The organism is Citrifermentans bremense, assembly GCF_014218275.1.
Classification (GTDB): Bacteria; Desulfobacterota; Desulfuromonadia; order Geobacterales; family Geobacteraceae; genus Geomonas; species Geomonas pelophila.
Map to the genome: position 1 here is coordinate 4,238,652 of NZ_AP023213.1, position 21,008 is coordinate 4,259,659.

General features: G+C 63.2%; 25 protein-coding genes. All 25 read right to left on the minus strand.

The window, feature by feature from the left end; all coding sequences use genetic code 11:
- Positions 1-20: 20 nt before the first annotated feature.
- Positions 21-1,079 carry a flagellar biosynthesis protein FlhB gene (gene flhB, locus GEOBRER4_RS18865; protein ID WP_185243549.1) on the minus strand — a complete coding sequence of 353 codons (1,059 nt, stop codon included), beginning with the start codon at positions 1,077-1,079 and terminating at the stop codon, positions 21-23.
- A 7-nt stretch (positions 1,080-1,086) separates the two neighbouring features.
- Positions 1,087-1,872, minus strand: coding sequence for a flagellar biosynthetic protein FliR (gene fliR, locus GEOBRER4_RS18870; RefSeq protein ID WP_185243550.1), 786 nt, complete (start codon positions 1,870-1,872; stop codon positions 1,087-1,089).
- A 1-nt stretch (position 1,873) separates the two neighbouring features.
- Positions 1,874-2,143: a flagellar biosynthesis protein FliQ gene (gene fliQ / locus GEOBRER4_RS18875; RefSeq protein ID WP_085814709.1), complete on the minus strand. Its 270-nt coding sequence runs from the start codon at positions 2,141-2,143 to the stop codon at positions 1,874-1,876.
- Between the two features lie 111 nt (positions 2,144-2,254).
- A complete protein-coding gene (gene fliP, locus GEOBRER4_RS18880; protein ID WP_085815202.1) occupies positions 2,255-2,998 on the minus strand; it encodes a flagellar type III secretion system pore protein FliP in 744 nt (247 codons plus the stop codon).
- An 11-nt stretch (positions 2,999-3,009) separates the two neighbouring features.
- Entirely contained in the window at positions 3,010-3,486 is a 477-nt protein-coding gene (gene fliO / locus GEOBRER4_RS18885; protein ID WP_085814708.1) for a flagellar biosynthetic protein FliO, read from the minus strand.
- Positions 3,483-3,743 carry a flagellar motor switch protein FliN gene (gene fliN, locus GEOBRER4_RS18890; RefSeq protein WP_143424313.1) on the minus strand — a complete coding sequence of 87 codons (261 nt, stop codon included), beginning with the start codon at positions 3,741-3,743 and terminating at the stop codon, positions 3,483-3,485. The genes fliO and fliN overlap by 4 nt, the downstream gene beginning before the upstream one ends.
- A gap of 41 nt (positions 3,744-3,784) precedes the next feature.
- A complete protein-coding gene (gene fliM / locus GEOBRER4_RS18895; RefSeq protein ID WP_185243551.1) occupies positions 3,785-4,765 on the minus strand; it encodes a flagellar motor switch protein FliM in 981 nt (326 codons plus the stop codon).
- Between the two features lie 15 nt (positions 4,766-4,780).
- Positions 4,781-5,299 (minus strand): flagellar basal body-associated FliL family protein, encoded by a 519-nt coding sequence (locus tag GEOBRER4_RS18900; RefSeq protein ID WP_085814706.1) that lies wholly within the window; start codon positions 5,297-5,299, stop codon positions 4,781-4,783.
- A gap of 444 nt (positions 5,300-5,743) precedes the next feature.
- Positions 5,744-6,628, minus strand: a complete 885-nt coding sequence (locus tag GEOBRER4_RS18905; RefSeq protein ID WP_085814705.1) for a flagellar hook-basal body protein — start codon at positions 6,626-6,628, stop codon at positions 5,744-5,746.
- A gap of 114 nt (positions 6,629-6,742) precedes the next feature.
- Positions 6,743-7,135, minus strand: coding sequence for a TIGR02530 family flagellar biosynthesis protein (locus GEOBRER4_RS18910; RefSeq protein WP_085814704.1), 393 nt, complete (start codon positions 7,133-7,135; stop codon positions 6,743-6,745).
- Between the two features lies 1 nt (position 7,136).
- The gene (locus GEOBRER4_RS18915; protein WP_185243552.1) at positions 7,137-7,805 is read right to left on the minus strand and encodes a flagellar hook assembly protein FlgD; all 669 of its coding nucleotides are present in this window, start codon (positions 7,803-7,805) and stop codon (positions 7,137-7,139) included.
- A gap of 17 nt (positions 7,806-7,822) precedes the next feature.
- A complete protein-coding gene (locus GEOBRER4_RS18920) occupies positions 7,823-9,772 on the minus strand; it encodes a flagellar hook-length control protein FliK (RefSeq protein WP_185243553.1) in 1,950 nt (649 codons plus the stop codon).
- 69 nt (positions 9,773-9,841) lie between these two features.
- Positions 9,842-10,315, minus strand: coding sequence for a MotE family protein (locus GEOBRER4_RS18925; RefSeq protein WP_143424312.1), 474 nt, complete (start codon positions 10,313-10,315; stop codon positions 9,842-9,844).
- Positions 10,312-10,755: a flagellar export protein FliJ gene (fliJ, locus tag GEOBRER4_RS18930; protein ID WP_085814701.1), complete on the minus strand. Its 444-nt coding sequence runs from the start codon at positions 10,753-10,755 to the stop codon at positions 10,312-10,314. Before fliJ ends, GEOBRER4_RS18925 begins: the two co-directional genes overlap by 4 nt.
- 23 nt (positions 10,756-10,778) lie before the next feature.
- On the minus strand, positions 10,779-12,098 hold the full coding sequence (locus GEOBRER4_RS18935; protein WP_185243554.1) for a FliI/YscN family ATPase: 1,320 nt from the start codon (positions 12,096-12,098) through the stop codon (positions 10,779-10,781).
- Complete coding sequence (locus GEOBRER4_RS18940; RefSeq protein WP_185243555.1) at positions 12,091-12,822, minus strand: FliH/SctL family protein; 732 nt, start codon at positions 12,820-12,822, stop codon at positions 12,091-12,093. Before GEOBRER4_RS18940 ends, GEOBRER4_RS18935 begins: the two co-directional genes overlap by 8 nt.
- Entirely contained in the window at positions 12,809-13,801 is a 993-nt protein-coding gene (gene fliG, locus GEOBRER4_RS18945) for a flagellar motor switch protein FliG (protein WP_185243556.1), read from the minus strand. Before fliG ends, GEOBRER4_RS18940 begins: the two co-directional genes overlap by 14 nt.
- A 44-nt stretch (positions 13,802-13,845) precedes the next feature.
- Positions 13,846-15,405: a flagellar basal-body MS-ring/collar protein FliF gene (gene fliF, locus GEOBRER4_RS18950; protein WP_185243557.1), complete on the minus strand. Its 1,560-nt coding sequence runs from the start codon at positions 15,403-15,405 to the stop codon at positions 13,846-13,848.
- A gap of 71 nt (positions 15,406-15,476) precedes the next feature.
- Positions 15,477-15,779, minus strand: coding sequence for a flagellar hook-basal body complex protein FliE (gene fliE, locus GEOBRER4_RS18955; RefSeq protein WP_185243558.1), 303 nt, complete (start codon positions 15,777-15,779; stop codon positions 15,477-15,479).
- Positions 15,780-15,797: 18 nt separating this feature from the next.
- Complete coding sequence (flgC, locus tag GEOBRER4_RS18960) at positions 15,798-16,238, minus strand: flagellar basal body rod protein FlgC (protein ID WP_085814695.1); 441 nt, start codon at positions 16,236-16,238, stop codon at positions 15,798-15,800.
- A complete protein-coding gene (gene flgB, locus GEOBRER4_RS18965) occupies positions 16,238-16,657 on the minus strand; it encodes a flagellar basal body rod protein FlgB (protein ID WP_185243559.1) in 420 nt (139 codons plus the stop codon). Before flgB ends, flgC begins: the two co-directional genes overlap by 1 nt.
- Before the next feature lie 115 nt (positions 16,658-16,772).
- Positions 16,773-18,866, minus strand: coding sequence for a tetratricopeptide repeat protein (locus tag GEOBRER4_RS18970; RefSeq protein ID WP_185243560.1), 2,094 nt, complete (start codon positions 18,864-18,866; stop codon positions 16,773-16,775).
- A 175-nt stretch (positions 18,867-19,041) separates the two neighbouring features.
- The gene (locus GEOBRER4_RS18975; protein ID WP_185243561.1) at positions 19,042-20,040 is read right to left on the minus strand and encodes a response regulator; all 999 of its coding nucleotides are present in this window, start codon (positions 20,038-20,040) and stop codon (positions 19,042-19,044) included.
- A gap of 15 nt (positions 20,041-20,055) precedes the next feature.
- Positions 20,056-20,565: a chemotaxis protein CheX gene (locus GEOBRER4_RS18980; RefSeq protein WP_371674856.1), complete on the minus strand. Its 510-nt coding sequence runs from the start codon at positions 20,563-20,565 to the stop codon at positions 20,056-20,058.
- Complete coding sequence (locus GEOBRER4_RS18985; protein ID WP_085814691.1) at positions 20,562-20,924, minus strand: response regulator; 363 nt, start codon at positions 20,922-20,924, stop codon at positions 20,562-20,564. Before GEOBRER4_RS18985 ends, GEOBRER4_RS18980 begins: the two co-directional genes overlap by 4 nt.
- Positions 20,925-21,008 lie beyond the last annotated feature (84 nt).

Here is a 21,008-nt window from a genome sequence, read left to right on the forward strand (position 1 = left end):
CGCCTCCTGCGGGGGAGGCGCTACCGCATCCTCAGGCTGTACACGTAGGCCAGGATCTCGGCTACCGCGGCGAAGAGCGCTTCGGGAATCATATCCCCCTCCTCCACCTGGCTGTAGAGCTCGCGGGCCAGGAACCTGTTCTCCACCAGCACCACGTTGTTCTCCTTGGCCATGATCCTCATCTGCAGCGCCATCTGGTCCACCCCCTTGAAAAGCACCACTGGGGCCGCCATCTTCAAGCGGTCGTACTTGAGCGCAACCGCGTAGTGGGTGGGGTTTGTGACCACCACGTCGGCGGTGGGTATGATCTGCCTCATGCGGCGGCGCGCCATCTGGAACTGCTTCTGCTTTATCTTCGCCTTGATCCCCTGGTCCCCCTCGGCGTTCTTGTGCTCGTCCTTTACCTCCTGCTTGGTCATCTTCAGGTTGTCCAGGAAGCGCCAGTTCACGAAGACGATGTCGAGCACCGCGAGGACGATGAGCACCCCGCAGGTATGCAGCACTATCTTGAAGGCCAGGTGCCCCAGGAAATTGACGATCCCCGCCACATCGCTGTCCACGAGGTAGATGATATTTTCCATCTCCTCGGTCATGACCTTGTACCCCATGTAGCCGACGATCCCAAGTTTCAAAAACGACTTGGTCACCTCGAAGATGGAGTCCTTGTTGAAGAGCCTTTTCGCCCCCTGCAGCGGGTTCAGCTTCCCCAGGTCGAACTTGAACTTCTCGGAGGTGAGCTGCACCCCCCCCTGGCCTACCTCCACCGCCACGGTCACGGCGAGGAGCAGCAACAGGAACGGCCCCAGCATCGTTGCCATGTACCCCAGCTGCTTGATCATCAGGCCGTGCACGGACGCCTGGGTCAGGGGTTTCGCGGAAAGGCCGCCGAAGGTCTCCTGCATGATCCGCTTCATGGTGGAGAGCATGGTGCCGGAGCTGACGTAGAGAACTATCATGGCGCTGAGAAGGGTGACCGCCGAGGTGATCTCCCGGCTGCGCGGGACCTGCCCCTTCTTTTTGGCGTCGGAGATCTTCTTCTGTGTCGGTTGTTCTGTTTTGGAATGTTTGTCTTCCGACATGGCCTACCTACCTGAGCAGCTCGAACAGGGTCCGCATCTGCCCGGTTAGGGTGCCGAACGAACCGCTGAGGACCCGCACGAATACCGGCAGCGAGATCCCGAGCACCAGGAACCCGATGCCGATGTTGAGGGGCATGCTGACGATGAAGACGTTCATGGAGGGGAAGCTGCGGGCGGCGATGCCGAGCGCCACCCCTGTGGCCAGCAGCGCCACGGCAACGGGCGCCGCGAGCTTCAGGGCCACCACGAACATCCCCGAGCTGGCGCTGACAAGAAAGCTGAGAAGCCCGTTACTGGCGTGCCACGCCCCGACGGGGACGATGCGGTAGCTCTCCGCCATCGCCGAAAGGAAGAAGTGGTGCACGTCCAGGGAGAGGAACACGAGCGTCGCCAGCGCTCCCTGGAACATCCCCATGGTGGGGACGCTGGCCTGGGTGGCGGGATCGAACATGGTCCCCATGGAAAGCCCCATCTGCATCCCGACCTGGAAGCCGCAGAACTCGACTGCGGCGAAGATTAGCTGGGAGAGGATACCGAGGGTGAGGCCGATCAGCACCTCTTTGATCACGACAAGCATCAGCGAGATCGAATCGTTGGCCGCGACGGCCGCTTCCGGGCGGATGATGGGGAAGAGAAGGAGCGCCAGGGCGAAGATAAGCGGCGTCTTCACCCGAGCCGGCACCACGCGGCTGCCGAAAATGGGGATGGCCGAAAAAAGACCTGCGACGCGCGCCAGAACCAGGGCAAAGGGGATCAGGTCGTCCAGTGCGTTGATCGGCAGACCGGGGAACAAGCTAATGCCTCATGTTGGCGATCATGCCGTAGATCTCGTGGGTGAAGTCGCTCATGTAGGTCATCATCCAGGGGAAGAAGACCACCATGGCGACCATCACCGCGACGATTTTCGGCGCGAAGGCAAGGGTCGCCTCGTTTATCGAGGTAACCGCCTGGAAGATGCTGACCAAAAGCCCCACGACGAGGGCGCAGATGAGAAGCGGCCCGGCCAAAAGCAGCACGGCCTCGAAGCTCCTTCTCCCGAGTTGCACGACCAGTTCAGGTGTCATTGGAAAACTCCGTTAACCAAGCGATGGTTAAGATCAAGGGATTGTTGCGGCGCCCCCGTTCCCTTTGGCGGGGACGGGGTGCAAAAGGGGCCATGAGGTTTCGCGCGAGGGTTACCCGAAGCTTTTGACCAGCGACCCGATGACGAGCCCCCAGCCGTCCACCAGCACGAAGAGCAGTATCTTGAACGGCAGCGATATCATGACCGGCGGCAGCATCATCATACCCATGGACATGAGGACCGAGGCGACCACCATGTCCAGCACCAGGAAGGGGATGAAGATCAGGAAGCCGATCTGGAACGCGGTCTTCAGCTCGCTCACCATGTAGGCGGGGATCAGCGTCAGGGTCGGGATCTCGTCGGCGCTCCGGGGCCTGGGGAGCTTGGAGAGGTTTATGAAGAGCGCCAGGTCCTTTTCGCGCACCTGGGAGAGCATGAACTTCCGCACCGGCGCGATACCGCGCTTGAGCGCCTCCTCCTGCGTTATCTGCTGGGCCCGGTACGGTTGCAGGGCCTGGCTGTTCACCTGCTCCCAGACCGGCGCCATGATGAAGAAGGTGAGGAACAGGGAGAGCCCTATCACGATCTGGTTCGAAGGGGCCTGCTGGGTCCCGAGCGCGGAGCGGAGGAAGGAGAGCACCACCACGATGCGCGTGAAGGAGGTGGTCATCATCAGGAGGCTGGGAGCCAGCGAGATGACGGTCATCAGGAAGAAGATCTGCAGCACTACTGAAACGTCGGCCGGCTTGCTCACCTTCCCCATCCCGACGCTTACCGTGGGGAGCGCCAGCGGTTCAGCCAGCGCGGTTCCCGCCAGGAGCAGGATTGCGACTACCAGGAGCAGCGCTCCCGCCATGCTTTTCTTTCTCACGCAAAGTCACCATTTTTCTTGAACTGCCCGAGAGGGATCCCCCCGGGGGAGCTCCCGCGGAGGAGCGTCTTGACCCTCTCTTTCAACTGGACCGGGATCAGCGTCTCGTAACCCCGCTCGGGGACCACCTCGATTTCCTCGAGCATCTCCACCTGCTTGATGAACTGCATCCCTTCACCGCTGTTGCTCAAGAGCAGGTACTCCCCGCCGACCTCGACCAGCACCAGGGATTTCTTGGGGCCGAAGTGCCTCGTCTCCACCACGCGGATGTAGCCCGCGCCCCCGCCCTGCGGCACCTTCAGGAACCGCCCCGCCAGGTAATAGAGGAGCAGTATGATGCCGATGACGAGTATCAGGGAACCCGCCGTCTGCGCCAGGCTCCCCAAAAGATCAGGGCTCGACCCTTCCTGCCCGGCCCATGCCTGCACCGGGAGGAGGAGCGTTGCGCCTATCAGCAGCGCGGCGTTTCTCATATGACCTTGTCCACCCTCTCGTTGGGGCTCACGATGTCCAGGAGCCTGATGCCGAACTTGTCGTTCACCACGACCGCCTCGCCCCGGGCCACCAGCTTCGAGTTCACGAACACGTCCAGCGGCTCGCCCGCCAGCTTCGTCAACTCCACGACCGATCCCTGGTTCAGCTGCAGCACATCCTTCACCAGCAGCTTGGTCCTACCCAGTTCCACCGTCAGTTGCAGAGCTATATCCAGTATGAATTCCAGATTCTTCATCTGGGGGCTTTCCTGGTGCTCCTCAAGTGTCAGCTTTTCCGTCAATCTGCACCCCCTGCGCTCACGGCGCGGCTGATCTGCACGGCTTTGTTGCCGTTGTTTGTTCCGGCTACTCCGAAGAACTTCTTGACCTCGCCCACCTTCACCACCAGCTCGTCCTGGCACCCCGAATCGAGCATCACGGTGTCACCCGACGTAAGCTCCAGGAGTTCGGCCAGCGTTATGGTGGCTCCGCCCATTTCCACCGAGACCTCCATGGGAGCCTCTAGCAGCTCCTCGGAAAGCCGGTAGGACCAGAGCGGGTCGACGACCATCATGTCCATCTGCACGCCGCGCTTCAGCTTGTCCCGGATCGGCTCGATGGTGAGGAAGGGGATGGCAAGGATCATGTTCCCCACCGTCTCCTCGATCTGCACCTTCATCGACATGGTCACCACCTGGTACTCGGGCGGCACGATGTTCACCAGGCGCGGGTTCATCTCCAGACGGAGCAAAGCCATGCTCGCCTGGCACAACGGCGCCCAGGCCCTTTCCAGGTCCGCCAGCGCGTCCTTCACGATTTTCTCCACCAGCCTCAGTTCGATCGAGGTGAAGAGCCGGTTCATGCGGTTGCCCGAAGCGACGCCGCTCCCCCCCAGGATGCTGTCAACGATGGTGAAGACGAGCGTGCTGTCCAGAGCGAGCAGCGCGGCCCCCTTCAACGGGTCCATCTTGTAGATGGCGATGCAGGCCGGCGAAGGGAGCACGCTCAAGAACTCGCCGAACTTGAACGGCCGCGCCTCCTCCTTCTTTATCTCCACCATCCTGCCGAGACGGTTCGACATGGTCACCCTGTTGTAGCGGATGAACCCGTCGTAGACGATGTCCAGGTTGGGGATGACGCGGTGCGCCTCGATGTCGAGCAGGTCGAACTGCTCCGCGTGCCCCCCCGCCTTGGCCAGCTCGGCATCGGGGACCAGCGTCCCCTCGAACACCGCGGCAACCAGGGCATCGATCTCTTCCTTCGTCAGGATTTTTTCCATCGAACCCATACCCTTTTATTGCACCACGAAATCGGTGAAATATACCTTAGTCACCTTGCCGGGCACCGTCTTGGCCGCTGCCGCAAGTATCTGTTCCCTCAGGGTGTTCTTCCCCTGCAGGTCCTGGATCTCCTGCATCGTCTTCGTGGTGAGCAGGATCAGGATCGCGTCACGAAGCGGAGCCAGGTGCGAATCGATCTCGGCCTTGGCGAGCGAGCTGGAAAGTTCAAACTCCACCTTGAGCTTCAGGTAGCGCATCTCCTGCCCGTCGTAGATGTTGACGATGAAAGGTTCCAGGGCGTAGCTGGAGCTTGCGGCCGCAGCCTCGCCTTCCTTCGCGGCGCCTTTCTCCCCGCTTGCAGCAGCCCCTTCGACCTTGGCCGGCTCCTGCTGGTGCTTGGCACCACCACCCTTGCCGCCGATAAGGTACATCCCCCCACCGCCCACGGCCAAGGCCGCCACCACGGCACCGATGATGATAAAGATCTTCTTGTTATCCTTGGGTTGATCTTCCGCCTTTGCCTGCTCGGCCATACCTAGCGTCTCCTTTGTCTGTGACTGGTATCTACGGGTAGATTCCCCATGCAACCGAAGTGCCAGATTGCGGCGATCGGGAACAAAGGGGCATCGCCTCCCGCTCCGCCCCCGGAAAAGGCGACGCAAATGCAGTGGTTTGCCGCTCTCCCCTCCCCCCGGGCCTGTTTCTTGGGCTCGACTGGCATCGCCCACGCGGCGGCGGGTCATTTTTTTGACCCGCCCATAAAGGTGTCAAGGGATCCGTAGTGTCAAAACTCCATGAGGGGCATTGGAACTGGAAAGGGATCGGCAAATCCTGCTGTTGCAGACGGTTGTCGGGACGGATGATTGAGACGCCCTGGGGGGAGGGCTTGGCACTGGACGGGGGGGGCTTCCGGGGAGAAAGGAGCTCAAGCCGGGGGCCCGGGCGCGGCTGCCGCGCCCAGGCCTGGCCTGATGCTGTTAGCGGATCAGCCCCAGCACTTCCTGGGTCATCTGGTCCGTGGTGGTGATGGTCTTGGAGTTGGCCGAGTAGGCCCTCTGGGTGATGATCATCTTGACGAACTCGTTGGCCATGTCGACGTTGCTCTGCTCGAGCGAGTTGGAAAGCACCTGCTCGCTGGTCCCGTTAGGCTGGTTGTCGGGAATCGAGAAGGCCGCTGCGGGGACGCCCGCGTCGGCGGTCGCCTGGTACAGCGAGCCCCCAAGCTTCGAGAGGGCGGTAGGGTCGGAAGCGGTCACCACCGCGATCTTCTGCACCGCGGCCTGGTTGGCCGGGAGAGCCGGAAGGCCGGCGGCCCCGGTCGTGTTGTAGTAGTTGAGGGTTATGCCGTCGCTGGCAAGGTAGGTGATCAGGCCGTTCGGGTCGACCTTGGTGACCTTGCCGAAATCGGTGGTGGCGGACCCGGTGGTACGCGAGAACTGGATCGGGTTCCCCGTGGTGTCGAGCACCTGGTAGCCGTCGGGGTTGACCAGGTAGAGGTTGTTGTCCACATGGAAGGCGCCGGCGCGGGAGAGGTAGGCGCCGCTTTGCAGCGCAACCGGAGCCGCGGTCACCGGAGATTTGAGCGCGAAGAAGCTGTTACCCTGGATGGAGAGGTCGGTCACGTTCTCGGAGCTCTGGGAGGAACCCTGAGTGAAAAGGTTCTGCACCGTCTGCAGCTGCACGCCTTTGCCCACCTGCGAGTTGTTGCCGATCGACTCGGAGAGGCGGTCGGAGAAGAGGCTCCTGGCCCCCTTGAAACCGACCGTGTTGACGTTGGCTATGTTGTTGCCGATCACGTTCATGGCCTCGCCGTTGTTGAGAAGACCGCTTACGCCGGTAAACAATGCGGATGTGATGCTCATGTGTTGCCTCCTTGATGTTGGTTCTGGGCACCTCTGTCGGTCGGTGTCCCTGGGGCTTCCTCTTGGAGGTCCAGCCCGTTTGTTGTCGTTGTCGTTTGCCTTTTCTGCCGCTTCCTAGAGGATGACGGCCGAGTCTATGTTGGTGAATACGTTCCCGTTCAATGACTGTCGATCCATCGCCGTGACCACTGTCCGGTTTTTGACACTAACCACCAGGGCCGCGTCGCCCAGCAGCACCAGGGATTCCTTCCCCCCTTTTTGCGCCACGCTGTCTACGGCACCTCTCAGTTGCTTCATGTCCTCTTCCGACAGCGAGATCCCGCGCGAGCGAAGCCTTTCCGTGGCGTGCTGCGACAGCCGCACCGGCTGGCCGGGGAGCTTCCCCTCCAGCACCTTTTCGAAGGGAACGGTCCCTCCCACGGATTTGCCCGGCTGGACCGCGCCCGTCTGACGGGGCTTTACCGGGGCCTGGATCGGTTGCGGAAAAAGTACGCTGTTGTCGATCACCTTACACCCCCTGGGCTACGGAGGTCACATCGGTCAGGTTCAGCTTGACGTTGCCCAGCGAGAGGATCAGGTTGGTGCCCGATATGTCGACGCCGTCCACCCTTCCCTTGATGAAGGGGGTGGCGGCCACTTTTTCGCCGTTGACATCGACGGCGGCTGCGTTGAATGTGTAGGCTCCCGGTGCGACTGCCGCCCCGGAATTGTCGGTGCCGTCCCAGGCCAGGCTGGCCTTTCCGGCCGCAAGCGCCCCGGCATCGAGCGTCTTGACGACGTTGCCGTTTTCGTCACGGATGGTCAGGTTCACCTGGCTCGCGGAGCCCTCCAGGAAGAGGTTCAGCTGGGCAGTTGCTCCCTGCTGCAGGTCCACCTGGGATCCCAGCGCCTGCACCTCCTTGCCGATCAAAGAGACCGCGGCAAAGCTGGTGCTGTTGTTACCCTGGTTCAGCAGGTTCTGCAGGTTGGTGTTGGTGTTGTAGGCCTGCTCGACCTGGGTCAGCTGGGCCAGTTGTCCGATGAACTCGGTGCCGTCCTGCGGGTTTAGCGGGTCCTGGTTCTGCAGCTGGGTCACGAAGAGCTTGAGGAAATCGTCCTTGTTCATCCCGGTGGACTTTTTCATGGCTGCTTCGGCTGCGCTCGCGCCAGTTGCCCCTGTTGTCACATTGGTTATCACTTTTGTTCCTCCTTCCTCTAGAGTCTCAGGTCGAGAAGACCGCCGCCGGCAGGTGTCGCGTAGGTGAAGCGCCGTTCTTCCAAAGCCTCGTACCCTGCAAGGCGCACCGGCTTTGGCATCGCCTGCTGCCTGAGGCTTTCCCGCTGCTCGGCTTGGCGTCCGAAAAAGTCGCCGCCCCCTGTCGAGACGTCGAACCCCTCCATGGCCAGGTCCTTGCCGGAAAGGGCCTCTTTCAGACTGTCGAGGTTGTTCATCAGGAGATCCCTGACGGTCCGGTTTTCCGCGTGCACCTCGACCTTGAACCGGTTGTCCTCCATGTGGACCTGGATCTTCAGCTCGCCCAGTTCGCCGGGGTTGAGCCTGATGCTCATGGTGCCGTTCCCCTTGCCGTCGTGGACCATGGTCCCCTGCTTGACCTGGGCCAGGACGTCCCGGTGCAGCGCCCCCTCTTCCCTAGTCGCCTTGGCGGCGGCCTGGGGTTGCGCCGGTTGTTCGACCTGCTGCGCCTTGCTTACTGCTGCCTCACCGGCCCCTTCGATGCCGGCAACCTTCCGGGGTGCATCCTTCGCTCCCCCAGCGTGGCCATCCGCGTGGTCGGCATCGCCGGCGACGCTGAAACCGCCCTGCGGTTTTACTGCGGGACGCCCTTGGGTCACGGTGTCGCCGTTCACTGCTTCAAGCGGCTCCTCTGCCGCTTCCCGCAGCTCCTGGCGCTGCCCCTCCCCCTTGGCCTGACCGGTGCGTGCCTCGGTTTTCCGCTCCTGCCCGCCGATTGCGGCTGCTGCCGCCTGCGGCGCCGAGTCTGCCGGCTGTGCCATGTTGCCTGTTGCCGTTTGGCTGCTGTTGCTTGCTGCCTGCTGCGCAGTACCGGTTATTGTCTGCTGCGCGGTGTCGGTTGCTGCCTGCTGCGTGGTGCTGTTTGTTTCCTGCTGCACGGTGCTCGTTGCCTGCTGCGCGGTGCCGGTTGTTCCCAGTTGCGCAGTGCCGCTCGTTGCCGGCTGAGCGACCTTCGACGTTTCCTGCGGCGCCACTTCACCGCGGGCCGCCCCACCTTGGCGCAGAGCCTCGCCTGCTACTTCCTGCTCTGCCCCTTGTGCATCTTCTCCCTGCGGGGCCTGTTGGGCTGCAACCTCCAAAGGCTGCCGGTTTGGCGTTTGCGCCTTGGAAACGGCAAGCCGGTCGGCTATCTCCTGCTGCAGGGAGAGGCCGGCAGCTGTGCGCCCGACGGGCTCCGCGGCTGCAGTGTTGCCCGGTTGCGCGGGCGAAGGCCCGCTTGCTTTTGCGACATCGGGGAAACTCTGGGCTTTCTCCGCGGAAAGTCCCCCCTCCTTTTGAGCCCCAGCCATCCTGGGCTCCTTGTCGCCTGCCATCGGATGCGGCCTCTGCACTTCGTTGCCGCGCCCCTCTGGCGCCGCCTCGCCCCAGGCGGGTTTTCCCTGGTGCACCGCGGTTTCCGCAACCGCCACCCGCTCCCCGTCAGCTTCGGACCGGGCAGGGGCCTCAGGGAGTTCAGCGGGTTTAGCCGAAGAGCCCTGGGGTTCGGCAACCGGGGTGGTGCCGGGTTGACCCTGCTGCTCCGCGACGGGTGCGCCCGCGTTCACTGTCACGGAAGTGACAGCGGCAACGACCTGCATCGCCGCGTTCGTCGGATCGGCAACCTGCGTCAGGTCCGTATCCTGGTCGATGGCATCGCCGCCTGCGTTTTCCTCGGCGGGAATCGGCGCCAACTGCGGCATCGGCTCCTGAAGTGCCGGCAGGACCGGCTCGGAAATCTGCGGCGCCCCTTGGAACACCGCATCCAAGAGGGTCTCGGGCATGTTGCCTCCCGCGCCTGCTACGGCTTTGCTTCTTTCGTGCAGCAGCTTTTCGAACCCCTGTCCCTGTTCCGGCGCCGCGGCTGCCGCGAACGGGTTCGAGGCGGCAGGCAGGGCATCGACTGCCTGTACTGCTATCTGCATCATATTCATCCTTTCTCACCTCCTTTTTTCCTGGATTTGACTCCCAACTCCGCCGGCTGCCCCCGAAAGGGAACCGGGCTATCTACCCCCCAGGTTCTGGCGGCTCCACTCGAGCACCGTCGGCTGGGTGATCAGCGGTATCAGCTTCACCACCGTCTTTTGATCCATGTTGTCGAGGAGGGTGATCACGAGCTTCGGCTCCAGCTTGTTCAGAAGATCGGCGGCGTCCTTGGGCTTCAGGCTCTTGTAGATCTTGACCATCTTCTTGTAACGGTCGCCGTCCTGGCTCTTTCTGGCCGAGATCTGCTTCTCCAGCCCCTTCTTGGCGGCGTCGAGCTCCCTGACCTTTGCCTCCAGCGCGGCGTTCGCCCTCTGGAAGGCTTCCTCCTTCGCTTTCAAGGCGGCCTCCCTCTCGGCCAGCCGCTTCAGCCTTTCCTCGGCCCTGGCCGAGTCGCCGGAGATCACCACCGCGCCCGAAGGGGTGCCGGTGCAAAGGATCAGGAGCGCGAAGAGCGCAAGCGTCATGCGGGTCAGGTGCCATCGACTTCTCACTGCCGCGCCCCCCTGCCCTGGATCGCCACCTCGTCCATGAAGTTCCGCTCCTTCTCCAGCAGCTCCACCCTATGGGCGTGCAGCTTCTTCTGCTTGAAGATCTCGAGCACCTTCTTCTCCTTGGCGGCGACGATGAGCGACTCCCGCTTCTCCTGCACCGCCTGCTCCAAGGCGGGAAGCTCCTCCTTGATCCTGTTGATCTCGTTGCGCTTTCTAAGGCGGTAATCGCCGAAAAGCTGCAGGTCGCTTGCCTGGATCCCTTCCATCTGGCGCTGCGTGAACTCCCGGTCCAGCTCCTCGATCGCCTTTTCCTCGCAGTTCAGCTGGTCGCTGACCGTCTCGTGGCGCTGCCTTGCCGCCAGCAGCTCCAGCTGCTGTATCTTTTCCACTTCCTTGCGGAACTTAAGCACCTGTTCGAGCCTGAACTCGTATCCGGCCATGATTTATTGCCTCCGTTTGCCTGTCACTGGGACTGCCCGCCGTCGAAAATGGCGGCCAGCGCCTCAATGGACTCCTCGACGCCGACGCCGTCAGTCACATCCTGCTTCACATAGGCTATCATCCGGTCCATCTTCGCCAGGGCGTAATCGATCTTCGGGTTGGTCCCCGCCTTGTACGCGCCTATGTTGATCATGTCCTCGGCCTGCCGGTAAGCGGCCAGGATCTCCTTGAACTCCCCCGCCAGCATCCGGTGCTCCTTGGAGGTGACGTCGGACATGACACGGCTGGCGCTGTTGAGGAGGTCGATGGGGGGGTAGATGTTGCGCGCCGCGAGCTCGCGGTTCAGGATGATGTGCCCGTCCAGGATGCTCCGCATGGCGTCGGAGATCGGCTCGTTGAAATCGTCCCCCTCGACGAGCACCGTGTAGAGCCCGGTGATGCTCCCCCCCTGGAAGTTGCCGGAGCGCTCCAGAAGCCGCGGCAGGGCCGCGAAGACCGAGGGGGTGTACCCCTTGGTGGTGGGGGGCTCGCCGATGGCCAGCCCCACCTCGCGCATCGCCATGGCGAAGCGGGTGGCGGAGTCCATCATGAGGAGCACCTTTTTCCCCTGGGACTGGAAGTACTCGGCTATGGTGGTCGCGATGTAGGCGCCGCGCATCCGGACCAGGGGGGGCTGGTCGCTGGTGGCGACCACAACCACCGATTTCCTGAGTCCCTCCTGCTGCAGGTCCTTCTCGATGAATTCCCTGAGCTCCCGCCCGCGCTCGCCGATGAGGGCGATGACGTTGACGTCGGCCTCGGTGTAGCGGGCGATCATACCCAGCAAGGTCGATTTCCCGACCCCCGATCCAGCCATGATCCCCACCCGCTGTCCTTCGCCGCAGGTGAGCAGGCCGTTGATGGCGCGGATCCCGAGGTTCAAAGGCTTCCTGATGGGACGCCGCTTCATCGGGTTCACCGGCGCGGCGTAGATCGGGTACTCGTCCGCCACGGCGATGGGTCCCTTGTCGTCGATGGGAGCGCCGAGACCGTCGATGACACGGCCCAGAAGCCCCGGGCCTACGCCTAGCGCCGCTTTCTCGCGGCTCACCGAGATGACGCTGCCAAGTCCCACGCCGCGCAATTCGCCCAGCGGCATCAACAGCGTCTTGTCCTCGCGAAAGCCCACCACCTCTGCCGGAATCGGGGGGTACCCCTGCGAGTGGACCTGGCACAGGCTCCCCACGGCGCTCTCCGGGCAGTACCCCTCGATCACGAGTCCCACCACCTGGGTCACCCTGCCGTGGAAACGGACCGGCTTCATCGAGTTGACCACCGGGAAGTAGCGCTTAAGGTCAGGCATAGGCTGTTTCCTCGCGCCGGGTGTTCCTCTCCTCGTGCAGCCGGTTGCTCACCTCTTCGAGCTGCGCCTCGATCCCCGCGTCGATGTTCCCCCGCGCCGTCTCCACGATGCACCCTCCGCTGCCTATCGTGGGGTCCTCCTTGATGGAGAGCTCCCCCTTCGCTTCCATTAACCGCTGCAGTTCGCCAGTGCGGATCGCCACCGCGTAATCTTCCGGGTGCAGCCTCACTACCACCTCCCCGGTCTGCGAGGCGAGCTGCAGTGCAGACTGCACCATCCGGGCCAAGAGCCCCGGGTCCAGTGAGATTTCCTGCTGGATGACCTTTCTGGCGATCAGCATGGCAAGCTGCAACAGGTCCTCCTCCGACTCCTGGAGCAGCTGGGCCCTAAGCGACCCGGTGGCCAGAAGCGCCTGCGCCAGCGCCCCGCTCACCGTGGCGAGGTCCGCCTCAGCCTGCTCCTTCCCCGCCTTGAGCCCCTCGGCATGCGCCTGCCGGATGCGCCGCAGCGCCTCCTCCTCCAGCATCATCGGCAATTCCGGCTCGGGCTCGGGCTCGGGCTCCGGTTCCTCCTCGACCAGCGGCTCTTCGGCGTCCGGCATCCCGATGCGGATGCGCTGGAAGCCGCCCCCCTGTTCGACCGGTTTCACCGGGGCGCCGAACTGCCCCGGCACCCAGGGACGCACCTCGAAACCGTCATTCTTGATGATGTTAGACAAGGACATCGTCCGCCCCACGGCCGCCGACCACGACCTTTCCTTCCTCTTCCATCTTCCTGACAACCTTGATGATCTCCGACTGGGCCTTTTCCACGTCGGACAGGCGCACCGGCCCCATGACCTCGAGGTCTTCCTTGATCATCTCGGCGGCGCGGCTGGAGATGTTGCGGAAGATCTTGTTCTTCACGTCTTCGATGGAAGTCTTCATGGCGAGCGTCAGGGTGTCGTTGGAGACCTCCCTCATGATGGTCTGGATGGCGCGATCGTCCAGCTTGAAGATGTCCTCGAAGGTGAACAGGTGCTTCCTGATCACCTCGGCCAGCGGCGGGTTCATGGTGTCGAGCTTGTCCAGGATCTTCTTCTCGCGGCTGCGGTCCAGGTGCGAGAAGACGTCCACCACCTTCTCCACGCCGCCGACCTTGAACCTCTGCACGCCGCCCAGGGCGGTGAGCTCAAGCCTGATCACCTCGTCGATCTCGGCCAGGATCTCAGGCGAGACCTGGTCGACCTCGGCGATCCTGATCACCACCTCCGCCTGCAGGTCCTGCGGCAAAAGGGAGATGATCTCGCTGGTCTGCTTGGGCTTCAGCTTGGCGAGCACCACGGCGATGGTCTGGGGATGTTCCTGCGAGAAGAAGTTGGCGATGGTACGGGGGTCCATGCTGGAAAGGACGTCCGCCATGTCCCCTATCCCCGAGGTGCGGATCTCCTGGAGCAGGTTCTCCGCCCGCGCGGGACCTAGCGCGCGCTCGAGGATCTTCTTGACGAACTCCTCCCCCTGGGAGAAGAAGCCGGTCTCGGGGTTGGTGATGTCGGTGAATTCCGCGACGACCGCGGCGATCTCCTCGCGCGGCACGTGCCCCAGTCGCGACATGCTCTGGCTGATCTTCTTGATGTCGAAGTCGTCCAGGTGCTCGAAAACTGCGGCCGTGGCCTCGGGTCCCAGGTATAAAAGGAGTATGGCGGCCTTCTCGGCTCCGGTCATTCAGCACCTCGCTGCTGCATCGTGTTATTCACCTGATCGCTTTCCTATTTCTGCGCCAGCCAGTTCTGGAGGATCTGGGCCACCTGGTAGGGGTCCTGCTTCACCTTCTCAATCAGTTCATTCTGGGTCATCTTGAGCATCTCCTGCTCGCGCCTTTGCTCCTCGATGAGCTGCATCGCCTCCATGTCAGGCTCAAGCGGCACGAAGCTGGTCGGCTTCTCCACCTTGAGCCCCTTCATCAGCGGCCTGACCACGAAGAACAGCAGCGCCAGGAACGCGAGCCCGATGAGCCCGTTCTTCAGCAGCGCCTGCGCGAAGGGAGCTTCCCACCAGGGCGCCGGCTCATCCTCGGCCATCCCGCTGTCCTGGAAGGGGATGTTGGCGACGGTCACCTGGTCGCCGCGCTCGGCGTTGAAGCCGACGGCGCTTTTCACCAGCGCCTCGATCTTCTGCAGCTCGTCCGGGCTCCTGGGCTGGTACTTCGGCTGCGCGCCCGGCTTGGCGCCGGGGGGAAGCTCGTACTTGCCATCCACCAGCACCGCCACCGACACCTTGCTGAGGCTCCCCACCGGCTCGATGGTGCGGGCGGTGGAGCGGCTCACCTCGTAGTTCAGCGTCTCGTCGGTCTTGGAGCCGCCGCCGGTGGTCGCGCCGGCCGGGCCGCCCCTGAGGTTGGACTGGACGCCGGGTGCCCCTGAGGCAAGCGTGGTCAGCCCCCCCTTTTCCTCGCTCCGCTGCTCGCTGCGCACAGCGGCCGTTTCCGGGTCGTAGCGCTCCTCGTATTTCTCCACCTGCTTGAAGTCGAAGTTGGCCGAGACGCGCGCCACGGACTTGCCGGTGCCGACCACCTTGTCCAGAAGGGTCTGCAGCTTGTCCTCTTCCGTCCTCTCGAACTGGCGCTGGGTCTCCTGCCTCACCGTGGCAAGTTTGTCTGTTGCGTCCCCCGCGGAGCGCTTGCTCAGCATCTTGCCGCGGCTGTCCATCACCGAGACGTTCTCGGGGTCCATCCCCTCGATGGAGGCGGCCACCAGGTGCACCACCCCCTGCATCTCGGACTCGCTCAGGGTGCGGTTGGAACGCATCTTCAGCACCACCGAAGCGGTGGGAGGTTTCTCAGATTCCTTGAAGAGCGACTTCTCCGGGATCGCCAGGTGCACCCGGGCCGACTCCACCCCGGTCAGCTGTCCGATGGTCCGGGAGAGCTCCCCCTGCAGGGCGCGCTGGTAGTTGAGCTTCTGCACGAACTCGGTCATGCCGAAGTTCTTCCGGTCGAAGATCTCGAAACCGACCCCACCTCCCTGAGGCAGCCCGTCGCTCGCCATGGTGAGTCTCAGCTCGTGCACCTTTTCCGCCGGGACCAGGAGGGCCTTGCCATCCTCGGAGATCTGGTACGGGACTTTCAGCTCCTTGAGCTTCTTCACCATCTCCCCGGAATCCTCCGCCGACAGGTTGGCGAACAGGGGACGGTAGTCCGTCTTGTTGGCCACGGCGATCAGCACGGCGAAGGCGATCAGGGAGATGAGAGCCGCCCCGCCGATCATGAGCCGCTTGGATACGCTCAGAGCGAGAAAAGGTTCCAGTAATTTTTTAAGGCCTTCCGGCATGGCATCCCCGTGTCACGGTTGTACTTTTCTTCACGGCGCCAAGGACAGCGCCGCAGGCAGCCCGGGAGGGGCTAGACCGGCATCCTCATGATTTCCTGGTACGCTTCCACCGCCTTGTTGCGGACCTGGGTCAGCATCTGGAAGGAGAGGCTCGCCTTTTCCACGGCGATCATCACCTCGTGGAGCCCTTTACCCTGGCCGGTGGCGAGGCTCTGAATGGACTGATCCGCCTGGACCTGCAGGTCGCTCACCTTGCTCACCATCTCGTCCACCAGCTTGCCGAACCCCTGGCCCGGCGCCGCAGTGGCCCCGGCGGCCGGACGGAGAGCGGTTTCCGATACCCCTGCTACGCCTGATATAGCTGCAATCTGCATTACTCTGCCTCCTTTTGGTTAGCGACCGATCTCCAGCGTCTTCAAGGCCATGCTCTTCGCCGCCTGGGTGGCGGTGACGTTGGCCTCGTAGCTGCGGCTCGCCGATATCATGTCCGCCATCTCCTCAACCACGTTGACGTTGGGGTAGGCTACGTATCCTGCCGCGTTCGCGTCGGGGTTGTTCGGCTCGTACTGCATGCGGGGGGGCTTCTGGTCCTCGACGATCTCGGAGACCTCGACCGTCCTCGCCTTCATCGCATTGCCGAGCGTGCTCTGGAAGGAGCCCTTTCCCTGGTTGGGCGCGGTCGCGGTGAAGACCGCGTCCTTGCGGCGGTAGGGGCCCCCTTCCGCCGTCCGCGTCGAGTTGACGTTGGCGAGGTTGCTGGAAATGAGGTTCATCCTGGTCCGTTCCGCCGCAAGCGCCGACGCGCTTATGTCCATTGCCGAAAAAAAGTCCATTAGAGAGTACCCCTTATCGCCTGTTTCAACCCTTCGAATTTCTTGCTGAGCAGCTGCACCGTGGCGTTGTACATGATCTGGTTCTCCGACAGCCTGCCCATCTCGGTCTCGAGCTCGACCGCGTTGCCGTCGGGGCCCCGGTTCTTCCCGGGCACCTCCACCAGGTCACCCTGCACCTGGTCCACCCTGGATGCCTGCCCCTTGAGCGGGATGTGCCTGGGGTGCGCCTGGGTCACCGCCACCCTCCCCTTGCCCAGGGCGCTCTGGAGCTGGGCGTCGAACTTAAGGTCGGTGGGGGTGTAGTTCGGCGTCTCGGCGTTGGCTATGTTCGAGGTCACCAGTGAGTTGCGCTTGGCCCTTAAGTCCAGCGTCTTGCCCAAAAGTTCCACGGTATTTCCAAAAAGTCCCTCTATCGGCATAAAGCGCCTCCCTTTTCGCACTTCCTGCTACAGCAAAACCCGTACCATGCCCGGTTTTATCCTGTCTCCAGGGAGTTACGCCCTTTTTCCGCCCCGTCTGTCAGAATTATGACAGCTAGCGCAGTTCCTTTGAAAGATTGAGCCGCCACTTTAGGTCCTGCAAAGAGATGGTGGCGAGCTTGACCCAGCTCCCCGAGCCCCCTTGCCGCACCGCCTGTTCCCAACTCTCGGCCGCCCTGGCCGGCATCCCGAGCTGCAGGTACAACTCGCCGATCTTGTACAGGCACTGCTGGTTCAGCTCCCCGTCCGTGATCTTCTCCGCCTGCTGATAGGCGGCCAGAGCCCCGCGGGGGTCCTTGAGCGCCTCCCGCTCGGTCGCCTGGGCGAGATAGGCGTCGCTGAGAAGCGGCGACGTTCCCGCCGCCTGGATGAACCGGCCAAGCGCCCCCTCGGCTCCCTTGTGGTCACCTGCATGGGCTAGCGCCTTCCCGAAATAGTAGGAGCTCTCCGCGAACTCAGGCAGCGGCTTTTTCCCCTTCAGGAAGCCGAGCAGGGAGAGGGCCTCGTCGAGATCCCCCCGCTCGAAGGAGAGCTTTGCCAGCTGCTCGCGCAGCCTGTAGCCGCGCGCTTCGTTGGGGAAGCGCATCAGGAACCTGCGCGCGGTGGACTCGGCCAGGGAGACGTCTCCCAGGGCGAAGGCGTCCTCCACCATGCGGGCCAGCAGGAAGGGGCCGTTGTCCCCCACCCAGCTGCGCTCCGCCAGATAGGAGAAGAACCGGATCTCCTCGGCGCGCTTCCCGGTGGCCTCGAAGGCGGCGGAGAGGCGTTCGATGAAGCCGCGCTCGGCAAGGCAAAGGGCCAGGGCGTCGCGGTGGTCCTGGCAAAGCTGCACCAAACCCGCGTCGTCCTTGGCCTGGGCCAGTTCGTGGTACACCGGCAAAAGGAGCTGCTGGTGCATCTTCTTGACGATGGTGGAGAAGATACCCCTGGGGTAGCGCCTGTCGTAGGTCGCCACCGAGTCCAGCGCCTCCGCGGCGGGGCCGTAGAGTGCCGGGAGCAGCGCTATCTTGAACAGTGCTTCGTCCCTGAGCGCCTGGCCTCCCGGGGCGGCGTAGATCGCCTGGTAGCGCTGCTGCAGCAAGGGATAGCGCCCCCGCTGGATCTTGAACAGTTCGCGGTCGGCCAGCTTCATCAGGGCCCTACCCGCGGCCTCGGTTCCCTCTGCGTGCTGCGCCACGGTGCGGTACATGGCAAGCGCCTGCTCGGTATCGCCATGGCGCTCGCAGATCTCGGCCAACCGGTTCATGAGCGGCGCCATGTAGGGAGTCCCGGCCTGTTCGCCGATGAGCCGCACCAAAAGCGCCTTCCCCTGGACCTGGTCGCCGGTCTTTGCCAGCACCTCGGCGTAGAGCTGCATCATCTCCGGTGCCTGTTCCAGGTGCCCCGGTGCGAGCGCGATCCCCTCCCTGAAGGCGGCGAGCGCTTCCCGGTTGCGCTCCTGAAGGGCGTAAGCCTCGCCCAGGCGGAAACCCGCCAGGGCCCTCACGGCCTGCGGCTTTTGCCCGAACTGGGTGAATACTTGCACCGCCTCCGCTCCCTTGCCGACGTAGAGCATCTCCTCTCCCGCCAGGAAAAGGGCGACCTCGTCGGCCGTGAGCAGTTTCTTCAAGAGCTTGGGGTCGGTGGGAACGAAGGGGAGCGCCGCGCGGGGAGAAGTACCGACCGCGTTCACCAGCTCGGCCGCGCCGCTCAGAATCGCTTCGCGTCCCGGGAGGATGTCCGGCTGCACCGCCTCGCCCCCCTTGTTCGTGCTTATCACCAGGGAGAGCAAGGTGGCGTCGCCTCCCCCCACAACCTGGGCTACCGCCCCTCCACCCTTCACCGGGATGACGACACTCACACCGCCGTCGCGCAAAGAGGTGAAGACGCCGGCCACCCGGGGGTCGCTGTAGGAGCGGAACCTGCGGAACAGGGGCGCATCCGTTTCGCGCACCACCAGCCGGACCCGGTCCCGGGTGCTGCTCAGGGCGTAGTCCGGGGGAGCCGCGAAGAAGAGGTCGATCTTGGTGTATCCCTTGTGGGGCGCGATCTTCATGCGCTGCAGGCGGTTTTGCTGCTGCGCCTGGGCCGCGGCGGACAACGCGAGCAGAACCAGCAGAAGCAGCAGGGCGCAAAGGGATCGATGATGGGAACGTGGATGGCAGGTCATGAGAGCGGGTGAGGCAAAAGGCGTGCCGTGCCGCGAGTGGCGTGCAAACAGCGGATTTTACAGTGATATTTCGGCAGGAAGCGGGTGGCGGCGGCTGAAGCGGTTGCAGCATGGCGAGCCGAAGTCAAAAAAACACACCCCGGAGAGCGGTTTTTTTGACTCGGCGGGGGAGATGTCAAACAGAGAGTAATCCCGAGACCTTAGCGTTCAGGTCCGACGCATCCAGCGGATAGCTGATGATACCCCGGGCCCCCGCCTTGAGCGCCTTGAGCACCGAGACGCGGGTCCACTCGGGGGCGCAGAGCACGACCGCCCCCCCGGTTTTCTCCACCATCGGCACCACGCGCTTGCAGATGGAGAGGTCGCGGTCGGCAGTCTGCCGCAGCGATATCAGCGCCAGCTTTATGTTCCCCCCTGAGAATAGCTGCGGGAGGTCCGCCGACAGGGGGGCGTCGAGGAGCGCCAGTTTCGTCTCCAGGCCGTCGATGAGCTCCTGCCGTCTGTTGTCGTCGCCAAGGACCAGGATCGACGGTATCTCCGCCGGCGCCTCCTCTGGGGTCTCCTCGGCCTGTTCCGGCGCCTCGGCTGCAGCCTCCTCCGGCTGCGGGTCGAAGAGGCAGGCAAGCGGGTGGGGGATCAGGATGTCCAGATGGTCCATCTCCTGACCCTCGATCTCCAGGGGGGCGCGGTACATCATGTAGTTGCCGTCCGGGAACGGGAGCTCGTCGTCCAGGGGGTCGACTTCGGGGACGTACTTGATGGGGGGGAGGAGCTTCAGATGCACCTTCTCCGGGAGGTTGGGCTGGAACACGGAGTTGAAGGAGCCGATGATCTGGTTGGCGATCTCCCCGAAGGCGTCTGCGTCGTCTGGCTCCTGGATGCTCAGCCTGCGCTTCTCCTGGATCCGGGGCCCCGGTATGCCAAGCAGGATGGAGCTCATCACGATGGTGTCGGCCAGCGAGAACAGCAGGTAAAACCGCCCCGGATAGGCCTCCCGCGATTCGACTCCGACGACGTAGATCGCCCTGTCGTCCCCACCCAGGTAGCTCTTCCTGTCGGCATTCAGGACGTCGGAGGCGGCGACGGTCAGGGGCTGGCCCAGCAGCATGCTGCTCTCCTCCCCCGCCTGCTTCATCGCCGCGTCCAGCATCGATTGTAATTTGTCGTACGCCATTGTCTGTACCGCCTTCTATACTTCCTTGCGCAGCTTAAGCCCGACCAGGAACCGGTCTCCCTCGTTGGTGAAGGGGATGATGACGCAGTCGCTGTCGGCCATGGAGTTGACCGTGTAATCCTCGCCGGAGATGACGGTCGGGATGGAGAGGTTGATGTCCAGCCCCCCTTTGGAGAGGATCTGCTTCACGTACCCTCCCAGCATGTTGGCGATCTCGCCCAGGGCGTCGTTGACGTCCTCCCCCACCTCCTCGACGTCCATCCCGAGCATGTTGGAGGTGATGCGCAGGGCGAAGCTCTGCGGGCAGTGGATAGAGAGGATGCCGGTGTAGGTGCCGGCGAGGCCGACCATCCCGGTGACCGAGCAGTGGAACGCGGTGACCGGCTCCTTGAGGGGGTAGCTGTCCTCGAGAGCCATCATCACCATGGTGTCGAAGACCTCCTTGGTGGCGTTGATCACGTAGCTGGCCAGGTCCGCCTCCTCAAGATGCGTAGCGTGCGCGATTTCCTGGTTCAGCGACATCATAGCAACCCTCCCAGCTTCTCGTTCAACTGATCGGGGGTGAAGGGCTTCTTGATCGAGTCGCTCGCGCCGTTGCTGATGGCTTCCTTGAGTATGTCCTCGCCACCCTCGGTGGTGATCATGACGATTGGGGTCTTGACCCCTTTGGCCCTGACGCTCTTGATGAACTCCAGGCCGTCCATGTTCGGCATGTTGATGTCGGAGAGGATGAGGTCGATCGTCTTTCCTTCCATGGCGGCAAGCCCTTCGATGCCGTCGCCCGCCTCGTAGATGTCGTCCACGGCGAGTCCCGCCTGGCGCAGGCTGCGGGAGATGATCTTTCTCATGGTCGAGGAATCGTCGACTATTAATACGTTGCCCATGTTTGTGCTCCTCCTTGGCTGATTGATAAGTGGTATCGCTCGCAACAGCGTCTTTTTGCAGTTGTTTTGGCTCGATGCTAGGCT